Source organism: Rhodomicrobium vannielii ATCC 17100, from assembly GCF_000166055.1.
Lineage (GTDB): Bacteria > Pseudomonadota > Alphaproteobacteria > Rhizobiales > Rhodomicrobiaceae > Rhodomicrobium > Rhodomicrobium vannielii.
Map to the genome: position 1 here is coordinate 3,686,329 of NC_014664.1, position 24,473 is coordinate 3,710,801.

Consider the following 24,473-nt stretch of genomic DNA (forward strand, 5'->3'; position numbering starts at 1 on the left):
CTGAAAAACGCAACCTTGCTAAGCTTTAATGGCGATGCGTTTCAAAATCGCCGCATGAATCGACTCATTTCCGCAGACTATGGTGCCGGACTTCAGCATGTTGGAGCGGCCTTCTGCGTCGGACACGTAGCCGCCCGCCTCGCGAACGATGACGATGCCCGCAGCCATGTCCCACGACTGGATGTTGCGCTCCCAATAGCCATCGAAGCGCCCCTGCGCCACCCACGCCAGATCGACCGACGCCGCGCCCGTGCGACGGATACCGGCTGCATCCACCATGACGTTGTAAATCTCGTGCAGGTTCTGCTCCTGCCCCGGCTTGCCGCGATGCGCGATGCCAGTGGCGATTACAGCCGCGTCGAGGTTATCGCGCGCGGCCACCCGCAGGCGGCGCGAGTCGTTGAAAAACGCGCCCTTGCCCTTCTCGGCGGTGTAAAGATCGCCCGTCGCCGGATTGTAAATGAGGCCCGCCACGAGTTCGCCCTCGCGTTCGAGCGCGATGGAGATGGAGAACAGCGGGATGCCATGCAGGAAGTTCGTCGTGCCGTCGAGCGGATCGATGATCCAGACGTGCGACTTGTCCGGTCCTTCGACGAGGCCGCGCTCTTCCATCAGGAAGCAATAGCCGTGGCGCGCCTTCGACAGTTCCTCATAGAGGATCGTTTCGGCGCGGTGATCGGCGGCGGAGACGAAATTCGCCGGGCCTTTCACGCTGACCTGAAGGTGTTCGACCTCGCCGAAGTCGCGCGCGAGGCTGCGTCCCGCTTTCCGGGCTGCGTTGATCATGATCGTCATCAGCGCTGATGCGGGCATGGCGGGGCACTCCACGATGTCGGCGGCGGCTTGGGCCGGCCGAAAAAATCTGAAAACGACGTGTTCGCGGGAGCGTAACACTTCCGCGTTGCGTCTTCGCGACAATGCCGGACGCCAGCTCAAGGCCGGTTCCGGCATGCGAAAACCGCGCTCCGATTGCATCGCGTCGAAGAGTGCGATGCTGACAAGGAAGCGCGTTATGAGGGTAGTCTACTCCGCGCGGCGGATATAGGCGATCTCGTTCGTATCGACGACGATCTTCTCGCCCGAGGAGATAAAGGGCGGGACCATGACACGCACGCCGTTTTCGAGCAATGCGGGCTTGTAGGACGAGGCCGCCGTCTGGCCCTTCACGACCGGATCGGCTTCCACGATGGTCAGCGTCACCTGATCGGGAAGTTCGATGCCGATAGCGCGGCCCTCATGCATCTCCACGATGACCTTCATGCCGTCCTGAAGGAAAGCCGAGCGCTCGCCGACGAAATCCTTCGCAAGCTCGATCTGCTCGTAGGATTCGGTATCCATGAAAACCAGCATGTCTTCCTGATTATACAGGAACTGGAAGTCTTTCTGTTCGAGGCGAACCTTTTCCACCGTCTCGGACGACCGGAAGCGCTCATTGAGCTTCGAGCCGTTGATGAGGTTTTTCAACTCGACCTGATTGTAAGCCGGACCCTTGCCGGGCTTCACGGCCTGCGTCTTAACCGCAACCCAAAGGCTGTTGTTGTGCTCGATGACGTTGCCGGGACGGATTTCGTTGCCGTTGATTTTCATGGAAGCGCTCGCGCGTAAGAATTCATTGCGCAAGGTGTGGCGGATGCGCCGGGGTTGTGTCAAGGGCAAGCGGACGAAACACCGCAGCGAACCTTGCAGGCAGCCGCCGAGTTATTCGCTTTCCTCCGCCGTTTCCCGGTTCGCGGCCGCCTTCGTGAAATAGTCGGGCGAGCGCATCTCGATGAGGCGCGATGCTGTGCGCTCGAAAAGCTCCGAGCCGTCGCCCGCCTTGTAGAGATCGTCCGGCTGCGCATCGGCCGAGGCGACGAAGCCGGTCCGCGCATCGTAAAGCGTATCGATGAAGGTGATGAAGCGGCGCGCGGCGTTGCGGTCTGCGGGTGTCAGGACCGGAATGCCATCCACGAAAATCGTGTGGTAGTGCCGGACGAGCGCCAGATAATCGGAGGCGGCGGTCGGCTGCTGGAAAAGCTCCGCGAAGGTGAAGCGCGCGGCGCCGAGGCATGCGCGCGGAACGTGAAGCTCGCGGCCGAGCACCGGGATGGCTTCGGGCGCACAAGGTTCGCCAAAGGTGAGCTTCTTCCAAAGCTCGTCCATGGCGACTTTCGCGGCCGAGTCGGCGGGCGTGAAATACAGCGCGCCGTGGGTGAGGTGCTGAAGGCGATAATCCTGCGCGGATTCCAGTTGCAGAACCTCCATCGTGTTCTCGATCAGATGGATGAAGGGCACGAACTGGTCGCGGTTGCGCCCGTTCTTGTAAAGCTGCATCGGGTGCGCGTTCGAGGTGAAGACGACGACCGTCCCCGCATCGAACAGCGTGGCGAACAGGCGGCTGACGATGGTGGCGTCGGCGATGTCGGTCACGAACAGCTCATCGAGGCACAGAAGCCGCGCCTCCGCCGCGATGGACTTCGCCACGGACACGATCGGATCGTCCTTCGCCGCGCGCCGCGCCACCGTCAGCGCGGCATGGACATCGGCCATGAACTCGTGGAAGTGCGCGCGGCGCTTCTTCTCGACCTGCGCTTCCTGATAGAAAAGGTCCATCAGCATCGTCTTGCCGCGCCCGACCGCGCCGTAGACGTAAAGCCCTTTCGGCACCTCGCCGCGCTTCCGCGTGAAGAAGGAGAAGAAGTCCGTCTTCGTCGGCGCGACATAGAGCGCGAGCCGGTTTGTGAGGATTTGCAGTTTCTCGACGGCGAGCGCCTGCGCGGGGTCAGGTGAGATCTTACCGTCAGCCAGAAGGCGGCGGTAGCGTTCCAGGAGACCGGCTGTCATTATCGGTTAACGGACTTTCTTGAGCGCGAGTTCGATGGAAGACAATGTCGGACTTGGCGAGACCAGTTCAATATCGAAATCTTCGCGCTGCCTCGACCTTATCTTGGTTGTTCCACTGCGAAGCGCGGCGGAGTATTCGCGGTCGAGCGCGGGATCGCGATCCTTGATGGTGATCGTGAAGTCCGGCATTTTGACCTTGCGCTTTGACGTGTTGTAAATGGCCCCGCTGACGAGAAGCGTCGGTTTGCCGTCCGTAAGCGTCCATTTGTATGTGACGGCATCGAATGAGAGCGGCTGAACCGTGACGGGCATTCCGAACGCGCTATAGAGCGGCGCAAGGCCCGGCGCTGAGTCGGCGACGATATCGCGAAAAGCGAAAAGGCCAACCACGAGCCCGGCGGCGACGGTCACGAAAAGCCCCCACGCCGCAGCGACCGCGAGGCTCCCGAAGCCACGGCGCGCCACGCCAGACGTTTCCTGTGTTTCCTCGATTTCGCGCGCGAGGCGAGGATCGAAACTCGCTTCCTCCGCTTCCTCGGCGGCCGGATAAGCATCCTCGGCCGGTGCGATCGGCGCGCGTACCTGCGGGCGTTTCCAGATCGCCGCGAGATCGCCTTGAAGATCGTCTTCGGCGCGCACTTCCTCGCGTGGCCCAGCCGCAGCGCGGAGATGGCTCTCCAGCTCCTCGGCCAGTTCCTTGTCGTCCGAAGCTTCGGAAAATTGCGACTGCATCGCTTTCCGCAGCTCGGCCTCGGGATCGGCGGACGAGACTGCGTGCTCTTGCGCGGGCGTCCAGCGAGGGGCGGCGGAAGCGGCGCTGCCGGTAGCCGCCGAGCCTGCGCTTTCTTCCCTGCGCTCGTCTTCGGGAGCCCGCCAGGCGTTGCGATCATACTTGCCTTCGCGCCACTCACCCAAGCCTTGGGTTACGGGCGCGCCTGCATCCTTACCGCTCGCGGACAAATCGCTGTTGCGCGCCGCCTCGCTGACTGGCGCTGTCATGGGCGAGGAAAAGGAATGGCCCGCAAGGGACGGGCGGCCGTCGCCGAGGCTCGAAAACACGCCGCGAACGGCTGCGCGTGCTTCCTCCAGCGTGCGAAGATCGGGTTCGGCAGGCTCAGCCGTGTCGGCTCCAGCAACGTGCGGCTGGCGCGGAAAGGGGATCGTTTCGGCGATTTGGGGCGAAGCGGCCGCTTCCTTGGCTAATGTGGAAGCTTCGGCGTCTTTCTGCTTGCGGCGACGGCGGAAGCTGCCAAACCAGCTCACCTTGCCGTCCTCAGGCGGAGCATCCTGCCCGCTCACGTCCTCGGCATCTGGAGCCTGCGGCTTGGCAGAAGACACCGCCTCCTCGGCGGGCACATCCTCTGCGGGCTCTCGCGCCGCCTGCGGCTCATGCTGAGCAACCTCCGGCGCGTCGCGCTCGTCGTCCGACGAAGGCGCGACACTGGCGGCCGCCTCCGTCTCGGCTTCCGGGCGAACATCGGGTTCGTCGGGCAAATCGGCGTCGTCGCGGCGCCAACCTTCACCGAAAGAGGCGTAACGCGTTTCCGGCACGGTGTCGTCTTGCGCGGGCTCCTCGGCGAGATGCTGCTGCACCGCTGCTTCGATATCCGCATCGGCATGAGCATCCGGCGCGGCCTCCTCGCGCTTCGGCTGGGGAGCGGCTTCCGCGGCCCATTGCCGCCGCAGTTCTGCGGCGAGATCGCGCTTCTGACGCTCCACCTCGGGAACGGAGGGCTCTTCCTCGGCAACACGCTGCGTTCCGGCGCCTTGAAACTCCAGCGGCTCCGCCACCGCGTCAGGCAGCGCGCGCCAGACCGTGCCGCATTTGGCACAACGGACGGAGCGGCCTTCCGGCGGCAGTGTGGCCTTGATGTCATAGCGCGTCGTGCAGGCCGGGCATTCGATGATCATCGGATCAACTCTGTTCTTCGTTTTCCGCTACCGCCGTCTCGGCTTTGTCGAAATCAATTGCTAGATCGACCCGGGCTTATCATAAATCGGCTCGGGAGCGAACAGCAGGGTTGAGGTTGTGAATACCGGTCATGCTCTTATTCGATTCGAGAACGTCGGTCTCCGTTATGGGGCCGGCCAGGAAGTCCTGCGCGACGTAAATTTTCATCTGCATCCTGGCTCGTTTCACTTCCTGACCGGAGCGTCCGGCGCCGGGAAGACAACGCTCCTCCGCATGCTTTTCATGTCGCTCAGGCCAACGCGCGGCCTCGTCTATCTTTTCGGACGAAATATCGCCAAGAATACGACCAGTCAGCGCGCGGATCTCCGGCGACGCATCGGCATCGTCTTTCAGGATTTTCGCCTGCTCGACCATCTCACGACATGGGAGAACGTGGCGCTTCCGCTCCGCGTGATGGGCCGCAAGCAGAGCGACTATCAGGACGATGTGACGGAACTTCTGCGCTGGGTCGGTCTCGGCGACCGCATGCACGCCTTCCCGGCAGTGCTTTCGGGCGGTGAGAAGCAACGCGCCGCCATCGCGCGGGCCGTGATCGCGAAGCCCGAACTGCTCCTCGCCGACGAACCGACCGGCAACGTCGACCCGCAAATGGCGCGCCGCCTTCTCCGTCTTTTCATCGAGTTGAATCGGCTCGGCACGTCGATCATCATCGCGACCCACGATTATCAGCTCATGTCGCAATTCCCGGCAGCGCGCATGCAGCTTGAAAGCGGCCGGCTGGAAATGCACGAGTAGCGATGTGGCCATGAGTACCGTCGAATCATGAGTACCGTCCAACCCGCGTCCTCGCTTCCCGTCCCCTACAAGACGCGCAAGCAGTCGCAGCCCAAATATGCGCGGTCGAACGCTCCCATCGTGCCGCCGGGATCGGTCACGGGCCACTCGCTCGCGCTCGTGATCGCGATCATGGGCTTTTTGGCCTCGATCACGGCGTGCGGTGTGTATGTCGTCTTCAACGCCGCGAATGTCTGGACAAATCGCATCTCGGCCGAGATCACCATCCAGGTCCAGCCACGTGCCGACTCTTCCAGCGACGACAGAACCGCCGAGATCGTGCAGTTCCTGAAGGGCCAGAACGGCATCGCTCGCGTCACGCCATTTACACAGGAACAGTCGCTGAAGCTGGTCGAACCGTGGATCGGCCGCTCCGAGGTGCTCAAGAGCTTCGCGATTCCAAAGCTCATCGCGGTGCAGATCGATATGTCGAGCCCGCCCGACATCGCCACGCTCAAGACAGTGCTCGAATCGAAGTTTCCGGGTGCGCTGCTCGACGACCATGGGCTATGGCGCAACGAAATTCGGCGTCTCACGCGGCTCCTCGAAATCGGCGGCATCGGCATGCTGTTCCTGATGGCGATGGCGACGGCGGCGGTGATCGTGGCCGCCGCTACGAGTGCTCTCGCTTCGAACCGCGAGATCGTGTCTGTGCTGAACCTTGTGGGCGCCGAGGAAAAATTCATCGCGCGACAGTTCGAGACGCACTTCGTCAAGGTTGGTGTGCGGGCCGGGATTTTCGGCGCGGGGCTGGCTGGCCTACTCTTCTTCTGCCTCCCATACATCACCGAGGGCATCAGCACATCCGCGACATCGGCGGCCGAGATTCGCCGCCTCGTTGGCGCGGGCACGCTCGACATCGGCGGATACGCCGTGCTGGTGGTGGTGGTGGTAGCCGTCGCCCTCATCTGCAAACTTACCTCGCGCTACGGTGTGCGGAGGATCCTCAACAACCAGAACATTTAAGGTTAATGAGAGAGGAACGCGATCCAAAAATAATAGGCAATTCCGCAGCCCGGCGCTATACTGCCGGAGCAATGAGCACCGACGGCGACAGGAATTGCCCGCGTAATCTGCTCTCTCCCAGAGCGATCTTCCGTCGCGCCGTGCGTATAACCGCACTTTTTTCTTTTGCCATCATGTGCGGCTTTTTCATCTTCGCATATTCCGTCAGCATCATGCCGTCGACGAGGCTGAAGGACGCCGACGCCATCGTCGCGCTCACGGGTGACGAGGAGCGCATCGCCGCCGCCGTGCGCCTTCTGTCGGAGGGCAAGGCGCGTCGGCTTCTGATTTCGGGCGTGCACAAGACGACACGCGCACCGCAGATCATGAGCCTCACCACATCTCGCGGGTCGCGAAGCTGGTCGCTGTTTTCCTGCTGCGTCGATCTCGACAACGCGCACAACACCGAAGCCAACGCGGCCGAGACCACGAACTGGGTGCGAAAACGCGGCTACCGATCGATCATCGTCGTCACGTCCACCTATCATATGCCGCGCGCGCTGATCGAACTTCATCAGGCGATGCGGGATGTGGAGCTTGTTCCGTATCCTGTCAGGGCGCCGCGTCTCGACGAGCGCTGGTGGCGCGATTCGCGCACTGCGTGGGTTCTCTGGAAGGAGTATATGAAGTACATCACGGCGATGGCGCGTTACGGCGCGAACTCCATCTCCAACGCCTCCGCCAGAGTCGAACACGAGCCACAGTTGATCAATGCGCGCGCCAGCTAAAGCCCTCCTCTATTTCCGATCCGCGCTGTTCATTCCGATCCTCTACATTAGCTGGGCGATATTTCTGATCCTCGGAAGCTGGCTGCTGCTGCCTTTCGTGCCGCGCAGTTGGGCGATGGCGGCGCTGAAATTGCACGGCGACGTCTCGCAATGGCTGTTGCGCGTGATCTGCGGCACGAAAATGGAGGTTCGCGGGCGAGAGAAGCTTCTGCCGGGCCCGTGCATCGTCGCAGCGAAACATCAGGCCACGTGGGACACCTTCGCGCCGCTCTCGCTCATGCGCGACCCGGCGCTTGTGATGAAGGCGGAACTGCTGTCGATCCCGCTCTACGGCCGGTTCTGCAAGAAATTCGAGCTCATCCCGATCCAGCGCGAGCTTGGCCCGGCAGCGCTGCGCCAGATGATGCGCGAGGCGCGCGGCCGCGTCGCGCAAGGCCGCGAGATCGTGATTTTTCCCGAGGGCACGCGAGCCGCGCCGGGCGCTGCCCCCAATTACAAGCCGGGCATCATCGTCCTCTATCAGGATCTGAAAGTGCCCGTGTGCCCGATGGCGCTCAACTCCGGCATGTTCTGGCGGCGCAATTCTTTCCTGCGCTATCCCGGCACCATCGTGGTGGAATTCCTCGACCCGATCCCGCCGGGGCTGCCGAAGCAGGAGTTCATGCAGCGGCTCGAAAGCGAGATCGAAACGGCATCGGAGCGCCTACGCCTCGAAGCGCGCCGCGAGCTTGAGGCGCGTGGCCTCGCGCAGCCCGCGACTGCGCATCCGTCATTTGTCGACAAGGAAAGCCGCGCCGTGCGCGAGTGATCGCGGCGTGCGTGAGGGGGTCGATTTTCTTCGCGGCCGTCATCGCGCGGGCATTCTTGTCATCATTCGGGTGATGCGCAAAACGGCATCGCGGAAATCTGGCGCGACGCAAAAATTCGCGAGAATCCTCGTCATTTCAATGGCTTTGCACTAAAGTAGCGCCATCAGAAATTCATCAGCGCGGCTCGCACTTACCATGACCGAGGGATTGAAACAGGCAACGCTTGCTCTTCGCGGCGGCATCACCGCGCGGCAGCCCGGCGTCTCGGTAACACCGGACATCGTGCCCGGATCGAGCTTTTACGCCGATGCGGAAGGTGTGGGCTTCTCTGCGAACGAACTCACCGGCTCGCCGCCGCCCTTTTACACGCGCTGGGGCAACCCCACGCTGACGCTGCTCGAAGACCGCCTCACCGCGCTTGAAGGCGGCGCGGGCTCCGTCGTTTTCGGCAGCGGCATGGGCGCGATTTCGGCGCTGTTCCTGTCGCGGCTGAAGTCGGGCGACCATCTCGTGCTGTCGAACGTGTGTTATGCAGGAGCCGCCGAACTCGCGCTGGACATCCTGCCCGGATACGGCATTGAGGTGACGCGCGTCGATACCTCTAAAACCGAGTCCGTTGCCGCCGCGATCCGTCCCGGAAAGACGCGGCTCGTGCATATCGAGACGCCCGCGAATCCGATCCTGCGGGTCAGCGACATCGCCGCCATCGCGGAGATCGCACATCGCGCAGGGGCGGAATTTTCCGTCGACTCGACCATTGCCACGCCCGTCGCCACGCAGCCGCTGTTGCTCGGCGCGGATTATGTCGTGCATTCGCTCACGAAATATCTGGTCGGGCATGGCGACGCGCTTGGCGGGTCGATCACCGCGCGAGACATTGAAAATGCGACCGCCTTGCGCGCCGGTCCGCTCATCCATTTCGGTGCCGTGCTCTCGCCTTTCGCGGCATGGCTGATCCTGCGCGGGATTGAAACGCTGCCAGCGCGCATGCGCATCCACGAGGAAAACGCGCGCTCCGTCGCCCGCTACCTCGAAGGCCATCCTGCTGTTGCGAGCGTGCTTTGGCCGGGGCTCGAAAGCCATCCGCAGGCCGAGATCGCGCGGCGGCAGATGAAGAACTTCTCGAGCTTGCTTTCGTTCACGGTGAAGGGCGACGCCAAGGCGCTCGCCTCCCGTTTTGCCCGCGAGCTTCAGGTGATCTCCTACGCTGTGTCGCTTGGCAAGACGGTGAGCCTGCTGTTCTACATCCCGACCGACGACCTGCTGCGCTCCGCCTTCCGGCTGGAAGGAGAAGCCCAGGCCGATTATCGGGCAGCGGCTGGCGAAGGCGTGTTCCGCCTGTCGGTTGGGCTGGAAGACGCGGACGATTTGATCGCCGACCTCGCGCGGGTGCTTGATTGACGTACTGCTAGGAGGTCATGGAAAAAGCGCGGGCTTAGCGAGTGAAAACCGCGCCGGATGAGAAGCGACGGTAGCTTAATCCGCGCCCGTCGCGCGCCGGGACCGATGCTTTTGATCAACGAGGGGCGACGCGCGCGCCTCGCACACCGCAGGTGCGCCCGCCCAAGGCCGTCTAGGGAAGCGGCTTCGTCAGCGTGAACGCCCCTCGGATGTCGCCCGCACTGTAGCCCGTCGCCTTGTCGTCGGGATAGAGCTCCGCGAGTTTCGCCTTGACGGGTTCGGCCAGGTTCGTCCCGTGACACGCCAGGCATGGTTCGGCCGCCGTTGGGATCGCCTTCATGTAGCGGAAGTTGCGCTGGCCACCGCTTTCCACGACTTCGGCCCTTTCGAGTTTCGTCGGGTCCGCGCCGCCCGCTTTCGCCGCGTCGAAACGAGCGAGCGTCTCCGCCTCCCACGCGTCGGGTGCGGTCGCGGGATTGCGAAGCTTTAGCGATGTACGCCGGACAATCCAACCGCCGGTCGACGCTTCGGAAGCGATCGCGGGTGCCGCAGTGTTGCACACGCTAATGGCGGCGACCGGGCCGCCCTCTTTCATCGCGCCGACGAGTTCACCCTTCAGCTTGTCGGCGAAACGACCGACGATACCGCGCGCTTCGACCGCAAGAGCCTCGGGGCTCGCTGCTTCCTCCGCCTCCGCCGCCGCGACGCCCAGAATCGCCATGGCGATCGCGATCCCGCCCGTTCGAAAAGCCATTTCAACGCTCCCTGTTTTGTTGCGCTGCCCCGGCGGGCCTGCGCCTTCGTATTCATGATGGCGCATATATAGCACGGGCGCGAACGCCGGAAGACCGCAAAAAGTAAGGGCTTACACAGGCGTCATGGTGGCGGGGATATGCGCATTTGAGAATATGCCCGGTTCGTCCGACACCGGCCCGCCACGTGGCACGAGCCTTTCCCGCAACGCGACGACCGTGCCGAGGATCACAAGCGCCGGGCCGACAATCCCCTCGCTCGCTGCCGCTCCGGCGATGGTCTCGACCGTGCCCGTCACGACGCGCTGATTCGGTCGCGTACCGTTTTCCACGATGGCGGCGGGAAGCGCCGGGTTGCCGCCATGCGCCACGAATTGATGCATAAGCGACTCGAGCTGCCCAAGCCCCATGAAAATCACGACCGTCTGATGCGGCTGCACGAGCGCCTCCCAGCCGAGGCTCAGGCCACCGCCGCTTCGCGCGTGTCCTGTGACGAAAACGCAGGCCTGCGCGTGATCGCGATGCGTCAGCGGAATGCCCGCATAGGCCGAGCAGCCCGCCGCCGAGGTCACGCCAGGCACGACCTGCACCGAAATACCCGCAGCGGCCAACGCCTCGATCTCTTCGCCGCCGCGCCCGAACATGAACGGATCGCCGCCCTTGAGGCGCAGCACGCGCTTTCCCTCTTTCGCAAGCCGCACGAGCTTCGCGGAAATTTCCTCCTGCGGGACGGCGTGCCTATCCGGCTCCTTGCCGACATAGATGTGCTCGGCTTCACGGCGCACGAGGTTCAGGATGCCGGGCGGCAGGAGGCGATCATAGAGCACGACATCGGCGCGTTGCATGAGGCGGAGCGCGCGAAAGGTCAGAAGGTCCGGGTCGCCCGGCCCTGCGCCGACGAGATAGACCTCGCCCTGAGCAAGCTCGGTATCGTCCGCCGCGTCGAGCGCGCGTTCGAGTTCGGCCCGCGCCTCGTCCTCGCGCCCCGCGAGAAAGCGATCCGCGACGCGGCCTTCGAGCGCCCTCTCCCAGAAGCGGCGGCGCTGCGAAAGATCCGAAAGCCGCTGGCCCAGTCGCTCGCGATATGAGCCGACCAGCGCGACGAGGCGGCCATAGGCGGTGGGAATCGTGCTTTCGAGGCGGGCGCGGATCATGCGGGCGAAGATGGGCGACGCGCCGCCGGTCGAGATGGCGATCACGAGCGGATCGCGGTCTACGATGGCGGGCATGATAAAGTCGCAAAGCTCGGGCGTGTCGGCGACGTTGATGGGCACGCGCGCCTCGCGGGCAAGCGCGGCCATCGCCTCGTCGGACGCGCGGTCGCCGGTCGCGGCGAAGGCAAGCGCGAGACCTGCCATGTCGGCAGCCGACGGGGCACGCGTTTCATGCACGAAATGCGGATCGTCAACGATTGCGCGAAAGTCGTCGCCGAGATGGGTGGCGAAGACGCTGACGCGCGCGCCCGCGCGAAGGGCAAGCTCGGCGCGACGAGCGGCGGGCGCGCCGCCACCGGCTACGGCGACGGTTTTGCCCTTGAGTTGAAAGAAGATGGGAAGCTGTTCCACGGGTCGGCTCACTTTTTGGGCTGTAGGGCTAACCCATCGCGCGCGGTTTTGCGCGAGAAAAATGCGAAGTGGAGATTCCACCGCCCGTCAAACACCCCCTCCGCTGCCCGAACACGAAAAAGGCCCGCGGTGAGGCGAGCCTTTTTGTGCGGCTTGAGCCGCGCGAACATCGAAATTAGTGAAGCGAGCGATGCCACTCGTCAACCTGACGCTCCGCTTCCTCTTTCGAAACGCCGTAGCGTTCCTGAATTTTGCCCGCGAGTACTTGCGCATCGCCTTTGGCTTCGGTCAAGTCGTCGTGGGTCAGCTTGCCCCATTGCTGTTGCACCTTGCCCTCGAACTGCTTCCAGTTTCCCGAAATCTGATCCCAATTCATGGATTGTCCTCCAATTGACTGTTGGGTGAACGATTGCCACCTGCAAATGTTCCCCAAGGCACGCTCCCGAACCTTTGGCAAAGCTTAAGTTTGTTGGCGATTGCTCACCTAGAGAAGGGAACGAGACCGCCCAAGCTTTGTTTCGCGCGAAGGAGGACTGCAACATGCAAACAGACCGAACGGATGCGATAACTCCCGGCCGCAAGCTGATATCGAGCGATGATGTCGAAGGTGCTTACGTCTATGGCGCCGGCGACGAGCGGATCGGGACCATCGAGGAAATCATGATCGATTGCGTGGGCGGGCGTGTCGCTTACGCCGTAGTCGACTTTGGCGGCTTTCTGGGAATCGGCCGTAGCGAGCGCCCGATCCCGTGGTCGGCGCTCCGCTATGACGAGGATCTCGACGCTTTCCGCACCAACATAACCAAGGAGCAGCTTGAGAACTCGCCGCCGCTCGACGACGAGGCCTTCGCGAGCACGGACTGGGAAAGCCGCACGCACGAGCATTATACCGTCCAGCCCTATTGGTCGAACCCATCGATCAATCGCTGAGGCCCTGATCGCATACCGGAGCGCCAGCGCTCCGGTATGGCTCTTGCGCCGTCAAACCTTGGTGAGCGCCTGCGCGATGTCGGTGATGAGATCGTCCGCGTGCTCAAGCCCCACCGAGAGCCTGAGCGTTCCCGCCGTGATACCAAGCTCCGCCTTCGCTTCGTCTGACAATTTCTGATGCGTGGTCGTGGCCGGATGCGCGATCAGCGATTTCGCATCGCCGAGATTGTTGGAGATCTTGATGACCCGCAGCGCGTCCAGAAACCGGAACGTGGCGTCCTTGTCTCCGTCGAGCGAGAAAGCCACGAGCGGCCCGCCTGACGCCATCTGCCGTTTCGCGAGCGCCGCCTGTGGGTGATCGGCGCGGCCCGGATACATCACGCGCGCGATGCCGCGTTGTTCGCTCAGAAAGTCCGCGATCTTCGCCGCGCTGGCGCTTTCGCGCTCGACACGCACGGTCAGCGTTTCGAGGCCCTTCAGCATCACCCAGGCGTTGAAAGCCGAGAGCGTCGGGCCGGTCTGGCGCAGGAAGCCCTGCACGTGCTCCTCGATGAATTTCGTCGTCGATAGAATGACGCCACCGAGACATCGCCCCTGCCCGTCGATGTGCTTCGTCGCCGAGTAGATGACGACATCGGCGCCGAACTTGAGAGGCCGTTGCAGAAGCGGCGTCGCGAAGACGTTGTCCACCATCAGGATCGCGCCCGCGTCATGCGCGATGCCAGCGACGCCTTCGATGTCGACGATGTCGAGCGTGGGGTTGGCGGGGCTTTCGCAGAACAGCACGCGCGTGTTCGGGCGAATGGCCGCGCGCCAGGCGTCGAGGTCGCGACCGTCGACAACGGTGGATTCGATGCCGAAGCGCGGGAGGATTTCCTCGATGATGGCGCGGCTTGCACCGAACACGGCCTTCGCGCCGATCACATGATCGCCAGCCCGGAGATACGAGGCGAGCGAGGCGAACACTGCCGCCATGCCCGACGCCGTACCGCGCGCCGCCTCTGCGCCCTCAAGCGCGGCGATGCGCGTCTCGAACATGGTGACGGTCGGGTTGCCGTAGCGGCTGTAGACGTAGCCTTCGGCTTCGCCCTTGAAGCGGGCTTCGGCCTCGGCGGCGCTCTCATAGGTAAAGCCTGAGTTCAGATACAACGCTTCGGACGTCTCGCCGTGGGGCGAGCGCAACGTGCCGGAATGGACGAGAAGCGTATCGGGATGAAGGCCGTCAAGCCCCGTATGATCGGACATTATAACCCCTCATGGGCGCTAAAATGCCGTAAGCCTTCAAGAGAGAGGGCGAGCGGCCTTTTAGCAATTTGTTTAGCGTGGCTGCAAGCCGGCCGGCAAAGGGACCACGTTCGAAGGCCAGCTAACACCCGCGTGCACTTTCCCGTCAAGGGCAACCGCCGAAGAAATATGCCCGCCCTATGAAACCGCGCACCGAAAAAAGATCGACGCGCGTATCCCATCGGGTCGGGCATGAGATTTCGTGTCACGCAGCGAGCGAGGCGGCGCGCTCCGCCGCTATCGGCCGTGCGCAGGCCCACTTCGCCACCTGCTGGATGTCGTAGAAGCGGCACGCCTCCATCAGCATCCGGCATTCGGTCCAAACGTCGCCATCCACGATGGGCATGAACAGGTCGTGGATATTGTCGACGCCGAGATAGGTCCGCACCCCCGCCGCGAGCAGCTTCGGGAACGGCGCGATGGAATTGTGCAGCGGCGCCGTCATCGGCAGTTGCGCCATGCTGAGCGCGGCGGACGGGCAGATCACGATGCCCATATCGGCGTCGAGGATCTTCTGGATGATGCGGTCCTGCTCGCGCTCGCTTTTCGCGCCGAGCGAAATCGCATGCACACCGAAGACGCGGCCCTGCATGCCATGCTCAATGGTCTTTTCGGCGAGAAGCTCCGTCTCGTTTTCGAGCGGGTTGTTCTCCTGATCCACGTGCACATCCACCGGCTTGCCGAGGCGTTTCGCGAGGTCGAGGATCGTATCGAGATGCGCCTCGGGGCGTGGACGGTCGCGCGAGGGCAGCCCGCCGCAATAATCGGCCATCGCGCAGGCTTCGGCATATTGCTCGTAGGACGCGGGGTCGAGCACGCCTTGCAGCGGCTGAACGCCAACCTCGAAGTGAATTTGATCCGCATAGCGCTTCTTCACCTCGACCGCCGCCTTGATCGGCAGCAGGCCCACGGTGGAGTCCGCGTCGACCATCGTTCGGCAATAGGTCACGCCTTGCGCGATCATCGTCTCAAGGCCGCGGCTGATGCGCTCGACGAGATCGTCGTGGGTGTAGTTTTCCTTGAGGTAGCGGTAAATCTCCCACTTCTTCTGCATGTCGACCTGGCTGAGCCGCAGGTTATCCATGTTCACGAGGTAGGCCTTGTCGAAATGCGCGTGATGGCTCGCGAAACCGCCAAGCTTCTCGACCGCTTCCATGAAGTGAAGCCGAAGGTTCCACGGCTCGGAATTATCGGAGAGCTTGTAGCGGAACGTGCCCTTGTTCGTGTCCCGCACGATCTGCTGCAAGGTTTCGATGCCGACATCGCAATCGGTGATAAGCGGAATGCCGTTCTCGATACAGAGCTTGCGGATGAGCTTCGCGTCCGACGATTCGTCGTAGTCGTTGTCGCCCGTCAGCACGTTGATGACGAGGTCGAAGCGGTTCTCGTTCAGAAATGTGCGGATGTTCGGCGCGCGGCCGTCGGTGATCTTGTGAATCTCGACCGTGTCGATGCCGTGACGCGTGAGAAATCTGTGCGTGCCCGGCGTTGCAAAAACGTCGACTTCAAGGCTTAGAAATTGCTTGATCGCGGGAAGCATTCTTGCCTTGTCGTCCTCCTTGCCCGCACTGATAAGGACTTTCTTTCTGCTCTTTCGCCCCAAAAGCTTAAGATTGAAGGCGAGCATTTCCAGCGATATACCGTCGTTCATTCCATTTACCCCTTGCGTGACGTTCCCCCCTCGTGCTAGTTTTCCGGCTTCTCCTTCTCACATGCGCCGATGAACTTGCCGAAACTTGCCCCTCCGCAAATGGCCGCATGGTGATGAAATGCGCCTCACTCGTCAATGGCGAAATGGCGCTTTCGCGAAAATTCACAATTTTGGGAATAAACACCGGCGTTCGACGCGCGTTGAACGAAGCTTTTGACGGGACTGCGAGCGCAGTTCGCGGCAAGGAATACGCGGCGTCGGCGCGAACGCCGCCTTTGCCGCTCGATCGGCGCGCGGTTTGAAGACGTACGGTCGAATTTCGCCAGCGGCCGGGTCACCCTCCACGGCTCGACCGGGCGCAAGTCAGCCGCAGTTTTCGCGCCGAATTCGCCAAAGCGCCCTGTCGCATGTTGCTCGGAACGGTTCGGCTCAGACGGCGGGCTTCAGCAGAAAACCGGCCTTGTTCATGCACGCAGTGAAGGTTGCGGCGTACATCTCGTCGGACTGTCGTCGGGTGCGGATCGTCGCGCCAAGATTGACGTCGCCCGAAGACGACGCCCTTTGCGAATGGTCGGACTGTCCGACTTTCTGAACCGCCACGCCGGCGGCCAGCGCCTTCGCCTTGCAATCGTTTTCAGCGAATTGCTGCGCCAGTTCCCGCTCCGTTGCCGTCTTGTACCGTTCCGGCTCAGTCAGAACAAACTGATTCGCGGTCGGGACCGATGTTGCGGCGGGAGCGCAAGCGGCGGCTAGCAAGGCCAAAGCCAGTAGTGGGAGCGAACGCAGCACGGCATCTCATCCACAAACGATAAAGTTTTATACGTTTTAGCATGAAATGCGTGAAAGGGAAGCCCAAGCTTCGCCTCTGCTTAACGGCAGTTCTCACTTAGCGCATGTCGCTCACGGTTCGGCGCACCGACTAATCAACGAGCGATCCGCGTTTACCTCGCTTCTTTAAGCGGCGCCGGGGCCCTTCTTCTCAAAGGCGAACGAGACCGTGTAATCCTGCGGGGTCGTGCCATCGCGCACCGGGATTGCAACATCCCGAACCAGCGCGAAATAGGAAATCGGGTTTTGTGTGGTGATGTTCACGGAGACGTTGAAGGTCTCGGACTTGACCTTGTTTTTCGCCTTGTCGAGCACCTGCATCACGATGGACAGAGTTACCGCTCCCGGCTTGCCCTTGGGGCCGAGGAGCACCCGGCCCGCTAGGCCGTATTTGACCTGCACCACGCCCATTGTGGCCTGGCATTCGCGCGCCGTCTTCGTGATTTCCGCGCGATGGATGACTGCGGACGCGTCGCCGATTCGGTTGCTGTCATAGATCGTCACGTAGCGCTGGCCACCCTCGACCTGAAGGGGAGGGCATCCCGCGGCCGCCGCCATTTCAACCGGGCCATCCGAGTTCGTGCGAGCGGCCGTAATCATGCTGTCTTCGGTGATGATCGGGGTCCACGAAGGCTCTGCCTTTTTGCCCGAGAAGATGCCGCCGTCGCCGATGGACGGCATTTGCGACAGCCCGCAGGCGCTGACCGATACGGCTATGCAACCGCAACCAAGCAGCCGCAGCACTGCCGTTAAAGATCCCCTCATGTGCCCCATCGTTCCTTCTTTACCAAAGATTTAAACACTTCCCTCAAAGCCCGCGACTTTGAGTAGCGTTGCTTTTTTATGGTTTGTCGCGCTCATTATTGCTACAACATGGCACCGGATTTCGAGCGCGCTCCGCGAGCCTAACGAGCCGGAGAGAGGGCCGCAAGCTTCGACGCTCCCCTTCCCTGCCAAATTTGACCTTTTTGCGGAGTTCCGCACGCCTTTTGCGATCGCTCAGTTCTGGAGATGGACCTGATGACGGAAAAACCACGCCTTGAAGTTCTCCTCGCCGCGCCCAGAGGGTTTTGCGCTGGTGTGGACCGCGCGATTCAGATCGTGGAAATGGCGATTGAGAAGTTCGGCGCGCCGGTCTATGTCCGTCATGAAATCGTCCATAATCGCACGGTCGTAGAGAGCCTCGAAGCGAAGGGCGCGATCTTCGTCGAGGAGCTGAACGAGATTCCCAGCACCGACGCACCGGTCATTTTCTCGGCGCACGGCGTGCCGAAATCGGTCCCTGTCGAGGCCGCGAAACGTAACTTCTTCTATCTCGACGCGACGTGCCCGCTCGTCTCCAAGGTGCATTTCGAAGCGGAACGCCATTACAAGGCGGGCCTCGAAATCATCCTCATCGGCCATTCGGGCCATCCGGAAGTGATCGGCACGCTCGGCCAGCTCCCGGAAGGGGCGGTGACCTTGATCGAGCAGGTCAAGGACGTCGAAGACTTCGAGGCGCGCGACCCGGCCAAGCTCGCCTATATCACGCAGACAACGCTTTCCATCGACGACACCGTCGAAATGATTTCCGCGCTCAAGTCCCGATTCCCGCTCATCCAGGGGCCGGCCAAGGAAGACATCTGTTACGCCACGACGAACCGGCAGCGCGCGGTGAAAGCCATCGCGAGCAAGTGCGACGCGATTCTCGTCGTCGGCGCGCCCAACAGCTCCAATTCCAAGCGGCTCGTCGAAGTGGCGGTGCGCGCGGGATGTCCGAAGGCGATGCTCGTGCAGAAGGCGTCGGAAATTCCGTGGGACAATCTCGAAGGCATCGGGGTGCTCGGTCTGACTGCCGGTGCATCCGCACCCGAGGTGCTCGTCGACGAAATCATCGAAAAATTCAAGGCGCGCTACGACGTTACCGTCGAAATCGTTCGTACGGCAACCGAGGATGTCATCTTCAAGATCCCGCGCGCGCTCCAGCAGGCCGCCGCGCAGTGAGCGCAGCGCGACACGCGTGACATGGCTGTTTATACCGAAGTTTCGGTCGAAGATCTCGACGCGTTGCTGGCGAAATACGACATCGGGCAGGTCTTGGCCTTCAAGGGCATTGCCGAGGGCGTCGAGAACAGCAATTTCTATCTCGGGACGGACAAGGCCCAGTATATCCTCACGCTCTATGAAAAGCGCGTGGCGGCTGGCGACCTTCCGTTCTTTCTCGGCCTCATGGAACATCTCGCACAGAAGGGCGTGAATTGCCCCTTGCCTGTGCACGACCTTGACGGCCGCATTCTCCAGACGCTGGCGGGAAAGCCTGCTGCGTTCGTAACCTTCCTGCCGGGATACTCGCTCAAGCGACCGCAGCCGGTGCATTGCCATTCGCTCGGGGAAGCTATCGCGCGCCTGCACCTGGCCGGGCGAGATTTTGCGCTTCACCGCGACAACGCCTTGTCGGTAGCGGGTTGGCAGGAGCTTTTCGCGAGCATCGAAGGGCTTGCCGACAGGCTTGTGCCGAAGATCTCCGTGTCGCTCATCCGCCATCTCGACGACATCGCCGCGCACTGGCCAAGCAACCTCCCGCGAGGCGTCATACACGCGGACCTGTTTCCCGACAACGTGTTCTTCCTCGACAACCGCGTTTCGGGTCTGATCGACTTCTACTTCGCCTGCAACGACCTGTTCGCCTATGATCTCGCGATCTGCATGAATGCGTGGTGTTTCGAGCTGGACGGCGCGTTCAATGTCACGAAGGCGCGCGCGTTGTTCGCCGGCTATAATTCGGTGCGCGCGCTGGATGAGGCCGAGGTGGCAGCGCTGCCGCTGCTCGCGAAGGGGGCGGCGATCCGTTTTTTCCTCACCCGCGCTTACGACTGGTTCAACACGCCAGACAACGCCTTCGTGAAACGGAAAGACCCGATGGAATACTGGCGCAAGCTCGCCTTTCACGACGGCGTTAAGCACGTTGGCGCTTATGGCCTCTGAGGCCGAAGCCCCGCGCGAGGGCGCGGTCGTCGTCTATTCGGACGGGGGCTGCCACGGGAACCCCGGCCCCGGCGGCTGGGGTGCGGTGTTAATCTACAAGGGCCGCGAGAAGGATCTGTGGGGCGGGGAGCCGCTTACCACCAACAACCGTATGGAACTCATGGGCGCGATCAAGGCGCTCGAAGAATTGACGCGCCCGTGCGAAGTCGATCTCTTCACCGACTCGCAATATGTGCGCAACGGCATCACGCAATGGATCGGCGGATGGAAGGCGAATGGCTGGAAAACAGCCGCGCGCAAGCCCGTGAAGAACGCCGAACTCTGGCAGCGCCTAGACGCGGCACGCAAGCACCATGATGTACGCTGGCACTGGGTCAAAGGCCACGCGGGCAACGCGCTGAACGAGCGCGCGGACAAGCTCACGCAGAAGGCGATCGCCGAGCAGAAAGAAATCATCAAGCGCGGGGGCACGCCCGTCTCGCTGCCGGACGACGCGCTCTAGGTGTTCAGTCCCGGCATTTGATGGATTGGATCGATCTTGAATCTTTCCGGCTCATTCGTCCAGCATTTACAGATGAACTCATAAGGCGTGAGGCCTTTGAGGGTCTTTAGTCGGCGAGCAAAGTTATAGGCGTTGATGAAGTCCGATAGGTGGGTTTCGAGCTGCTCGTGACGGTCGTAGTGATAGCGTTTGACCGTCGCCTCCTTGATCGTCCGGTTCATTCGCTCGACCTGGCCGTTTGTCCAGGGATGCTTGACCTTGGTGAGGCGGTGCTCAATGCCGTTCTCGCTGCATCGCATGTCGAACATGTGCGTCATGTATCTGGCCGTTGGTCCATCGGCATAACGCGGCGGAAACGTGAACTGGATGCCGTTGTCGGTGAGCACCGTGTGAATCTTGTAGGGAACTGCCTCTATCAGGGCGACGAGGAAGGCTGAAGCGGACGTCCTGCCGGTCTTTTTGACGAGTTGCACGAAGGCGAATTTGCTCGTGCGGTCAATGGCGACGTAGAGATAGAGCTTGCCTTCGGCCGTCTGCACTTCGGCTATGTCGACATGAAAATAGCCGATCGGATAGGACTTGGACTTCTTCCTGGCGGGCTTGTCGCCTTCGACGTCCGGCAGCCGAGAAATACCGTGGCGTTGAAGACAGCGATGCAGCGACGAGCGAGTCAGATGCGGTATCGTCGCCTGTAGCGCATAGAGGCAATCGTCGAGCGGCAAGAGCGTATGCTTGCGGAAGGCGACGATTATCGCCTCTTCCTCGACCGACAGAACCGTGGATTTCGGCTCTTTCGGTCCAGTCGGCACATCGGCGACGGATGAGCGCTTCTTCCATTTCGAGACCGTCTTCGTGTTGATGCCGTAGCGCTTGGCCAGGGCCCTCAAGCTCTCTTGACTATGCTGTATCGCTCGACGGACCGCCTCAGTCGTTGTGGCGCTCCCATGAAGAATTTGTCCCATAGCGCATCCTTCCAGCCGAGGGAGAATAATGCACCATCAAATGCCGGGATCAAACATCTAGGCCCTTGCGGACACCGCCCCACGAGGCCGCGCGCGGATCCTCCGTGTCCCCCTTTCCCGCCGGGCCTGCCCGGCCTTCCCCAGCGCCTAAGCCCTTCACAGGGCGGCTGGCTTTTTCCAGTTCCATGGCAGGAGGTCTGCGATACGGCTGGCTGGGTGTCCTGGAAGCCGTCTGAGGACATCGGCGAGCCAGGCGCGCGGATCGACGCCGTTCATCTTGCACGTCTCGAGTGTAGATAGCAGACAGCGGCAGCCCGCGATTGATCGCCTCCAGCACGACATTACCGAGATCGGGAATGAACCCGGCAAGGCTGTCGCCCAGCGCGCGCTCGGCATCCTTCTTCTGCAGCCCGCCGCCGAAAAGCGACTCGTGATACCGGTTCACGATAACGGACACCGCAGCATCCGCGCCCGCCACACCGGCGATGGCTTCCGAGACGGCGCGCGCCTGACGAAGGGCAGGAACGGTGAAGGACGACACGATGAAGACCCGATTTGAGCCCCACACGACATTTTCCGTCCACGCATGCCAGGTCTTCGGCAAATCCACGACGATTGTGCTGAAGGACTGCGAAAGAAGACCGAGCACGAGGGCCACCGTTTCGGCGCTGACGTTGATGTGGCGGGCCGGGCACCGAGGCGCAGCCAGCACCGAAAGCCCGGAGGAATGCCGCGAGAGCATCACATCCAGGAGCTGCCGGTCGAGCCTGGCGGGCGAGGAGGCGACTTCGTCGATGCGGAAAGAGGGCGCGAGATCGAGATAATCCGCAACGGCCCCATCCTGAAGGTTGAGATCCACGAGGCAGACGTTCGACATGCCGTTTCGGCGTCCGATCAGGAACGCCGACTGGATCGCGAGCGTAGTGTTCCCGCATCCGCCGCTGACGGGGAAGAAGGAGTAACATGAGGTTGCGCGCCCGGGCGTCTCCCGCGCGTGCTGCTTCAGCGCGTGCTGACAGGCCTTGTGAAATTCCCCGATGGTGCAATCGCTCGACAGGAAATCGTCAACGCGGAGCCGGACGAGGGCGCCAACCGTCTCAGGATCGAGCAGGTTCGAGATCACCACAACGGGAACAGTCTCGAACTTCGCCGCCTTGAGGCGGCCAATGAAGGCCGTGTCGACGCGCCGGGCATTATCCAGTTCGACGATCAGGAGTTGCGGAGCGAGGACTGACTCGAGCGCGCGCCGGATCGCCGTTCGTGGGCTCGACCACAACAAGGCGCGTGCCCGGGATCGAGCCGAACGTCTTCTCGGCCTTTTCCCTTAGGCTGAAGCTAGACGTGAGGAGCACGACCGCGCCCGCAACGCGAGCCTGCGGCCCGCCCGCCGCCTCTTCACGAATTAAGGACTGCGCCTCGCCGAGAGGCATAGGCAAAGCCAGCCGCTCTTCCATGCGCTCCCCCTCTGGCAACCTCGTTCGTTGCATGCTCTGCCCGCCGCCTTCCGATTTCGCCCGATCAGTTCTGGATCGACGCCGTAGCCTGTGCACCAGGCCCGGCCTGACCGCTGATGGTCGTCGTGCTGAGCCCCTTCGGCTCAATCGACTTGTTCTGGTCGTAGCGCTCGATCGCGACCGCGGCGCGCTTGCCGTCCTGGGTGATCGTGCGGTCCTTCGCTTCCTTCGACCACGGGTCGATGGTCTGGCTCGCCTTGTTGACCGCCACCGCATCGCCAGCCTGGCGCGTGATGAAATCGCTGCGGGAATAATGGCTCTCGTAGCAGCCACCAAGACCGGCGACCATGCCTGCGTGCCGATGCGGACCGCCGCGCCGCGCCGGGACTCGCGTCCCTCCATCCGTTCGCTCGCGCTCATTATCATTTCGTCCTCTTGTAGCTGGTGTCGACCTGCGGCCCGTCCTGATAGTCGATGATGTGGCCCGTCAAATCCTGCCTCGGGCGTGACGTTTGCACTTCCTGCTTGCCCGCGATGAAGAATTCCTCATCGTTGCCCGGCCTGCGATTGGCCAGCGGCGAGCCCTGCGCGTCGCCCGGCACCATCGGCTGCACCAGACACGGGGTGACGATGATGACGAGATCGGTTTCCTTCTTTTGGAAGGAGGTGCTGCGGGTCAGTGCGCCGAGGATCGGCACGTCCCCGATCCATGGCAGTTGTCGCGTATCGGCATTATGGAACCCCTGCATAAGCCCCGCGATGGCGAAGCTCTGACCGTCGCGCAGTTCGACCGTGGTCGAGGCGCGGCGCACGCTGAGGCCCGGCACTTCGACGTTGCCGATCTTCACCGCCGCCGAGTAGTCGATTTCGCTCACCTCCGGCTCGATCTTCAGGTTGATCTGACGTCTGGCGAGCACCGTCGGCGTGAAGGCGAGGCCGATGCCGAACTTCTTGAATTCCGTGGTGATCGTGTTGTTGGTGCCAGCGACCGGGAAGGGAAATTCGCCGCCCGCGAGAAAGCTTGCCGTGTCGCCGGAGAGCGCGACGAGGTTCGGCTCGGCAAGGCGGCGGGCCAGCCCCTGCGATTCCAGCGCGCGGATCGTCACGTCGATGGGCGCGGAGCCCCCGATCACGCGCCCGGTCATCGCGCCGAAAGGAACGAGGTTAGATCCGAGGCCAGCGGCGAGATCGGAAATGAGGTTGGTCGTGATGCCGGTAGAATCCGAGGTGATGCTGCTCTTTTCCTTTAGCGTCTCTACGCCGGTCGTACCGCCTGCGTAACGACCGCCACCCGAGACATTCACGCCGACGCCGCGCGCGAGATTGCGGCTCGCCTCGATGAACCGGACCTCAAGCATCACCTGCTGCGGCGAGGCGACCGTCATCGCGTTCGTCACCTGCCCCGGCGCGAACTGCTCCGCGAGCGCCAGCGCGCGCGACAGCGCCACCGCATCGGACGCCTGGCCCGCGATCATGATGCGTCCGTTGACGGCGGCAACGCGCAGGTTCGAGAAGGAGGGGTTGTCGCGCATCACGCGGCGGAGCATGTCCACGTCGTGGGACACCTCGATGTCTACGATGCCGATTACCCTCTTGTCCTGATCGAGCAGCGAAAGGCGCGTGTTGCCGATCTTCTTGCCGAGAATGTTGATCGAAGCGTTGGTCAGCGGCACAACGTCCGCGATGTCGGAGTTGGTGACGAGCGCCTCGGTGAAGGGGTATTCGACCTTCACGTTTTCCGAACGATTGAGCACAACCCGCACATCGATGCGCTCGTTCTGCGTATTGAGATGATAGAGCGGCGCGGCAGCCCCGAAGCCCTGAACCTTTTTCACCGGCTGTTTCGACGGCGGCACGGGTGACGGAGGCTTTTCCGTTGCGTATGCGCTTGCACCCAACCCGAGGAAGATCGTGCAGATGAGGAGTTTCAGGGTGCGCGAACCGCGCGCTCCGCCTGCTCCGTTTCGTTTTGGCCCGTTCATTATGCTAGCCCCGCCCGACTGACCTTTTGAATATTCAAAAAACACAACTTTCGCGACGCAACGGAACTGGACGCGCCTTACTGCTCA

Annotated in this window: 25 protein-coding genes, 1 pseudogene and 1 riboswitch; of the genes and pseudogenes, 11 read left to right on the forward strand and 15 right to left on the reverse strand. The window is 62.4% G+C overall.

Features of this window, described 5'->3' with window-relative positions; genetic code table 11:
- Positions 1-18 precede the first annotated feature (18 nt).
- The 4 genes from RVAN_RS16940 to RVAN_RS16955 all read right to left on the reverse strand — a co-directional run bounded on the left by RVAN_RS16940 (position 19) and on the right by RVAN_RS16955 (position 4,734).
- Positions 19-813: an inositol monophosphatase family protein gene (locus RVAN_RS16940; RefSeq protein ID WP_013420922.1), complete on the reverse strand. Its 795-nt coding sequence runs from the start codon at positions 811-813 to the stop codon at positions 19-21.
- Positions 814-1,023: 210 nt separating this feature from the next.
- Positions 1,024-1,587 carry an elongation factor P gene (efp, locus tag RVAN_RS16945; protein ID WP_013420923.1) on the reverse strand — a complete coding sequence of 188 codons (564 nt, stop codon included), beginning with the start codon at positions 1,585-1,587 and terminating at the stop codon, positions 1,024-1,026.
- Between the two features lie 111 nt (positions 1,588-1,698).
- A complete protein-coding gene (zapE, locus tag RVAN_RS16950; protein ID WP_013420924.1) occupies positions 1,699-2,823 on the reverse strand; it encodes a cell division protein ZapE in 1,125 nt (374 codons plus the stop codon).
- Positions 2,824-2,829: 6 nt separating this feature from the next.
- Entirely contained in the window at positions 2,830-4,734 is a 1,905-nt protein-coding gene (locus RVAN_RS16955; protein ID WP_013420925.1) for a zinc-ribbon domain-containing protein, read from the reverse strand.
- A 118-nt stretch (positions 4,735-4,852) separates the two neighbouring features.
- On the opposite strand from RVAN_RS16955, the gene ftsE reads away from it, so the two are divergent.
- The 5 genes from ftsE (at position 4,853) to RVAN_RS16980 (ending at position 9,512) form a co-directional block, all read left to right on the forward strand.
- Positions 4,853-5,530, forward strand: a complete 678-nt coding sequence (gene ftsE, locus RVAN_RS16960) for a cell division ATP-binding protein FtsE (protein WP_013420926.1) — start codon at positions 4,853-4,855, stop codon at positions 5,528-5,530.
- Between the two features lie 27 nt (positions 5,531-5,557).
- On the forward strand, positions 5,558-6,535 hold the full coding sequence (locus RVAN_RS20570; protein ID WP_013420927.1) for a cell division protein FtsX: 978 nt from the start codon (positions 5,558-5,560) through the stop codon (positions 6,533-6,535).
- A 71-nt stretch (positions 6,536-6,606) separates the two neighbouring features.
- Complete coding sequence (locus RVAN_RS20575) at positions 6,607-7,302, forward strand: YdcF family protein (RefSeq protein WP_169309580.1); 696 nt, start codon at positions 6,607-6,609, stop codon at positions 7,300-7,302.
- Entirely contained in the window at positions 7,286-8,110 is an 825-nt protein-coding gene (locus RVAN_RS16975; protein ID WP_013420929.1) for a lysophospholipid acyltransferase family protein, read from the forward strand. Before RVAN_RS20575 ends, RVAN_RS16975 begins: the two co-directional genes overlap by 17 nt.
- Positions 8,111-8,306: 196 nt before the next feature.
- On the forward strand, positions 8,307-9,512 hold the full coding sequence (locus RVAN_RS16980; RefSeq protein ID WP_013420930.1) for a trans-sulfuration enzyme family protein: 1,206 nt from the start codon (positions 8,307-8,309) through the stop codon (positions 9,510-9,512).
- Positions 9,513-9,684: 172 nt separating this feature from the next.
- Here the strand turns inward: RVAN_RS16980 and RVAN_RS16985 are convergent, their stop codons facing one another.
- The 3 genes from RVAN_RS16985 to RVAN_RS16995 form a co-directional block, all read right to left on the reverse strand.
- Positions 9,685-10,266 (reverse strand): Tll0287-like domain-containing protein, encoded by a 582-nt coding sequence (locus RVAN_RS16985; RefSeq protein WP_013420931.1) that lies wholly within the window; start codon positions 10,264-10,266, stop codon positions 9,685-9,687.
- Positions 10,267-10,377: 111 nt separating this feature from the next.
- Positions 10,378-11,829 (reverse strand): siroheme synthase CysG, encoded by a 1,452-nt coding sequence (cysG, locus tag RVAN_RS16990; protein ID WP_013420932.1) that lies wholly within the window; start codon positions 11,827-11,829, stop codon positions 10,378-10,380.
- 175 nt (positions 11,830-12,004) lie between these two features.
- Positions 12,005-12,205: a CsbD family protein gene (locus tag RVAN_RS16995; protein WP_013420933.1), complete on the reverse strand. Its 201-nt coding sequence runs from the start codon at positions 12,203-12,205 to the stop codon at positions 12,005-12,007.
- A 164-nt stretch (positions 12,206-12,369) separates the two neighbouring features.
- Between RVAN_RS16995 and RVAN_RS17000 the strand changes: the two genes are divergently transcribed.
- Positions 12,370-12,759 (forward strand): PRC-barrel domain-containing protein, encoded by a 390-nt coding sequence (locus tag RVAN_RS17000; protein ID WP_013420934.1) that lies wholly within the window; start codon positions 12,370-12,372, stop codon positions 12,757-12,759.
- Between the two features lie 51 nt (positions 12,760-12,810).
- On the opposite strand, the gene metZ is transcribed toward RVAN_RS17000, so the two are convergent.
- The 4 genes from metZ to RVAN_RS17025 form a co-directional block, all read right to left on the reverse strand.
- Entirely contained in the window at positions 12,811-14,004 is a 1,194-nt protein-coding gene (gene metZ / locus RVAN_RS17005) for an O-succinylhomoserine sulfhydrylase (protein ID WP_013420935.1), read from the reverse strand.
- Between the two features lie 40 nt (positions 14,005-14,044).
- Positions 14,045-14,122, reverse strand: a riboswitch (SAM riboswitch).
- Between the two features lie 126 nt (positions 14,123-14,248).
- Positions 14,249-15,694, reverse strand: coding sequence for an amidohydrolase family protein (locus RVAN_RS17010; protein ID WP_013420936.1), 1,446 nt, complete (start codon positions 15,692-15,694; stop codon positions 14,249-14,251).
- Between the two features lie 429 nt (positions 15,695-16,123).
- Complete coding sequence (locus RVAN_RS17020; RefSeq protein ID WP_013420937.1) at positions 16,124-16,483, reverse strand: hypothetical protein; 360 nt, start codon at positions 16,481-16,483, stop codon at positions 16,124-16,126.
- Between the two features lie 165 nt (positions 16,484-16,648).
- The gene (locus tag RVAN_RS17025) at positions 16,649-17,287 is read right to left on the reverse strand and encodes a hypothetical protein (RefSeq protein ID WP_155942503.1); all 639 of its coding nucleotides are present in this window, start codon (positions 17,285-17,287) and stop codon (positions 16,649-16,651) included.
- Between the two features lie 246 nt (positions 17,288-17,533).
- Here RVAN_RS17025 and ispH point away from each other — a divergent pair, with 246 nt between their 5' ends.
- The 3 genes from ispH to rnhA are packed head-to-tail and all read left to right on the forward strand — an operon-like array spanning position 17,534 to position 19,988.
- Positions 17,534-18,505 carry a 4-hydroxy-3-methylbut-2-enyl diphosphate reductase gene (gene ispH / locus RVAN_RS17030; RefSeq protein WP_210160443.1) on the forward strand — a complete coding sequence of 324 codons (972 nt, stop codon included), beginning with the start codon at positions 17,534-17,536 and terminating at the stop codon, positions 18,503-18,505.
- A 21-nt stretch (positions 18,506-18,526) separates the two neighbouring features.
- A complete protein-coding gene (locus RVAN_RS17035) occupies positions 18,527-19,486 on the forward strand; it encodes a homoserine kinase (RefSeq protein WP_013420940.1) in 960 nt (319 codons plus the stop codon).
- On the forward strand, positions 19,476-19,988 hold the full coding sequence (gene rnhA / locus RVAN_RS17040; RefSeq protein WP_013420941.1) for a ribonuclease HI: 513 nt from the start codon (positions 19,476-19,478) through the stop codon (positions 19,986-19,988). Before RVAN_RS17035 ends, rnhA begins: the two co-directional genes overlap by 11 nt.
- Here the strand turns inward: rnhA and RVAN_RS17045 are convergent.
- Both RVAN_RS17045 and RVAN_RS19845 read right to left on the reverse strand, forming a co-directional pair.
- Positions 19,985-20,950, reverse strand: coding sequence for an IS481 family transposase (locus RVAN_RS17045; protein WP_013420942.1), 966 nt, complete (start codon positions 20,948-20,950; stop codon positions 19,985-19,987). The genes rnhA and RVAN_RS17045 overlap by 4 nt on opposite strands.
- A gap of 156 nt (positions 20,951-21,106) precedes the next feature.
- A pseudogene (locus RVAN_RS19845) lies at positions 21,107-21,238 on the reverse strand (transposase domain-containing protein); the annotation flags it as partial.
- Positions 21,239-21,677: 439 nt separating this feature from the next.
- On the opposite strand from RVAN_RS19845, the gene RVAN_RS20390 reads away from it, so the two are divergent.
- Positions 21,678-21,917: a hypothetical protein gene (locus tag RVAN_RS20390; RefSeq protein WP_155942504.1), complete on the forward strand. Its 240-nt coding sequence runs from the start codon at positions 21,678-21,680 to the stop codon at positions 21,915-21,917.
- A gap of 27 nt (positions 21,918-21,944) precedes the next feature.
- Entirely contained in the window at positions 21,945-22,184 is a 240-nt protein-coding gene (locus tag RVAN_RS19855; RefSeq protein WP_081449522.1) for a hypothetical protein, read from the forward strand.
- A gap of 284 nt (positions 22,185-22,468) precedes the next feature.
- On the opposite strand, the gene RVAN_RS17055 is transcribed toward RVAN_RS19855, so the two are convergent.
- On the reverse strand, positions 22,469-22,753 hold the full coding sequence (locus RVAN_RS17055) for a hypothetical protein (RefSeq protein ID WP_013420944.1): 285 nt from the start codon (positions 22,751-22,753) through the stop codon (positions 22,469-22,471).
- A 73-nt stretch (positions 22,754-22,826) separates the two neighbouring features.
- Positions 22,827-24,386, reverse strand: a complete 1,560-nt coding sequence (locus tag RVAN_RS17060; protein WP_013420945.1) for a type II and III secretion system protein family protein — start codon at positions 24,384-24,386, stop codon at positions 22,827-22,829.
- Between the last annotated feature and the right edge of the window lie 87 nt (positions 24,387-24,473).

What these genes read in the sequence shown, in the direction of transcription:
- RVAN_RS16940 (WP_013420922.1), bottom strand. Translation starts at nt 813, where the DNA reads ATGCCCGCATCAGCGCTGATGACGATCATGATCAACGCAGCCCGGAAA.
- efp (WP_013420923.1), bottom strand. Translation starts at nt 1,587, where the DNA reads ATGAAAATCAACGGCAACGAAATCCGTCCCGGCAACGTCATCGAGCAC.
- zapE (WP_013420924.1), bottom strand. Translation starts at nt 2,823, where the DNA reads ATGACAGCCGGTCTCCTGGAACGCTACCGCCGCCTTCTGGCTGACGGT.
- RVAN_RS16955 (WP_013420925.1), bottom strand. Translation starts at nt 4,734, where the DNA reads ATGATCATCGAATGCCCGGCCTGCACGACGCGCTATGACATCAAGGCC.
- RVAN_RS20570 (WP_013420927.1), top strand. Translation starts at nt 5,558, where the DNA reads ATGAGTACCGTCCAACCCGCGTCCTCGCTTCCCGTCCCCTACAAGACG.
- RVAN_RS20575 (WP_169309580.1), top strand. Translation starts at nt 6,607, where the DNA reads ATGAGCACCGACGGCGACAGGAATTGCCCGCGTAATCTGCTCTCTCCC.
- RVAN_RS16975 (WP_013420929.1), top strand. Translation starts at nt 7,286, where the DNA reads ATGCGCGCGCCAGCTAAAGCCCTCCTCTATTTCCGATCCGCGCTGTTC.
- RVAN_RS16980 (WP_013420930.1), top strand. Translation starts at nt 8,307, where the DNA reads ATGACCGAGGGATTGAAACAGGCAACGCTTGCTCTTCGCGGCGGCATC.
- RVAN_RS16985 (WP_013420931.1), bottom strand. Translation starts at nt 10,266, where the DNA reads ATGGCTTTTCGAACGGGCGGGATCGCGATCGCCATGGCGATTCTGGGC.
- RVAN_RS16995 (WP_013420933.1), bottom strand. Translation starts at nt 12,205, where the DNA reads ATGAATTGGGATCAGATTTCGGGAAACTGGAAGCAGTTCGAGGGCAAG.
- RVAN_RS17000 (WP_013420934.1), top strand. Translation starts at nt 12,370, where the DNA reads ATGCAAACAGACCGAACGGATGCGATAACTCCCGGCCGCAAGCTGATA.
- metZ (WP_013420935.1), bottom strand. Translation starts at nt 14,004, where the DNA reads ATGTCCGATCATACGGGGCTTGACGGCCTTCATCCCGATACGCTTCTC.
- RVAN_RS17010 (WP_013420936.1), bottom strand. Translation starts at nt 15,694, where the DNA reads ATGAACGACGGTATATCGCTGGAAATGCTCGCCTTCAATCTTAAGCTT.
- RVAN_RS17025 (WP_155942503.1), bottom strand. Translation starts at nt 17,287, where the DNA reads ATGAGGGGATCTTTAACGGCAGTGCTGCGGCTGCTTGGTTGCGGTTGC.
- ispH (WP_210160443.1), top strand. Translation starts at nt 17,534, where the DNA reads ATGGACCTGATGACGGAAAAACCACGCCTTGAAGTTCTCCTCGCCGCG.
- RVAN_RS17035 (WP_013420940.1), top strand. Translation starts at nt 18,527, where the DNA reads ATGGCTGTTTATACCGAAGTTTCGGTCGAAGATCTCGACGCGTTGCTG.
- rnhA (WP_013420941.1), top strand. Translation starts at nt 19,476, where the DNA reads ATGGCCTCTGAGGCCGAAGCCCCGCGCGAGGGCGCGGTCGTCGTCTAT.
- RVAN_RS17045 (WP_013420942.1), bottom strand. Translation starts at nt 20,950, where the DNA reads ATGGGACAAATTCTTCATGGGAGCGCCACAACGACTGAGGCGGTCCGT.
- RVAN_RS20390 (WP_155942504.1), top strand. Translation starts at nt 21,678, where the DNA reads ATGCCGCGAGAGCATCACATCCAGGAGCTGCCGGTCGAGCCTGGCGGG.
- RVAN_RS17055 (WP_013420944.1), bottom strand. Translation starts at nt 22,753, where the DNA reads ATGGTCGCCGGTCTTGGTGGCTGCTACGAGAGCCATTATTCCCGCAGC.
- RVAN_RS17060 (WP_013420945.1), bottom strand. Translation starts at nt 24,386, where the DNA reads ATGAACGGGCCAAAACGAAACGGAGCAGGCGGAGCGCGCGGTTCGCGC.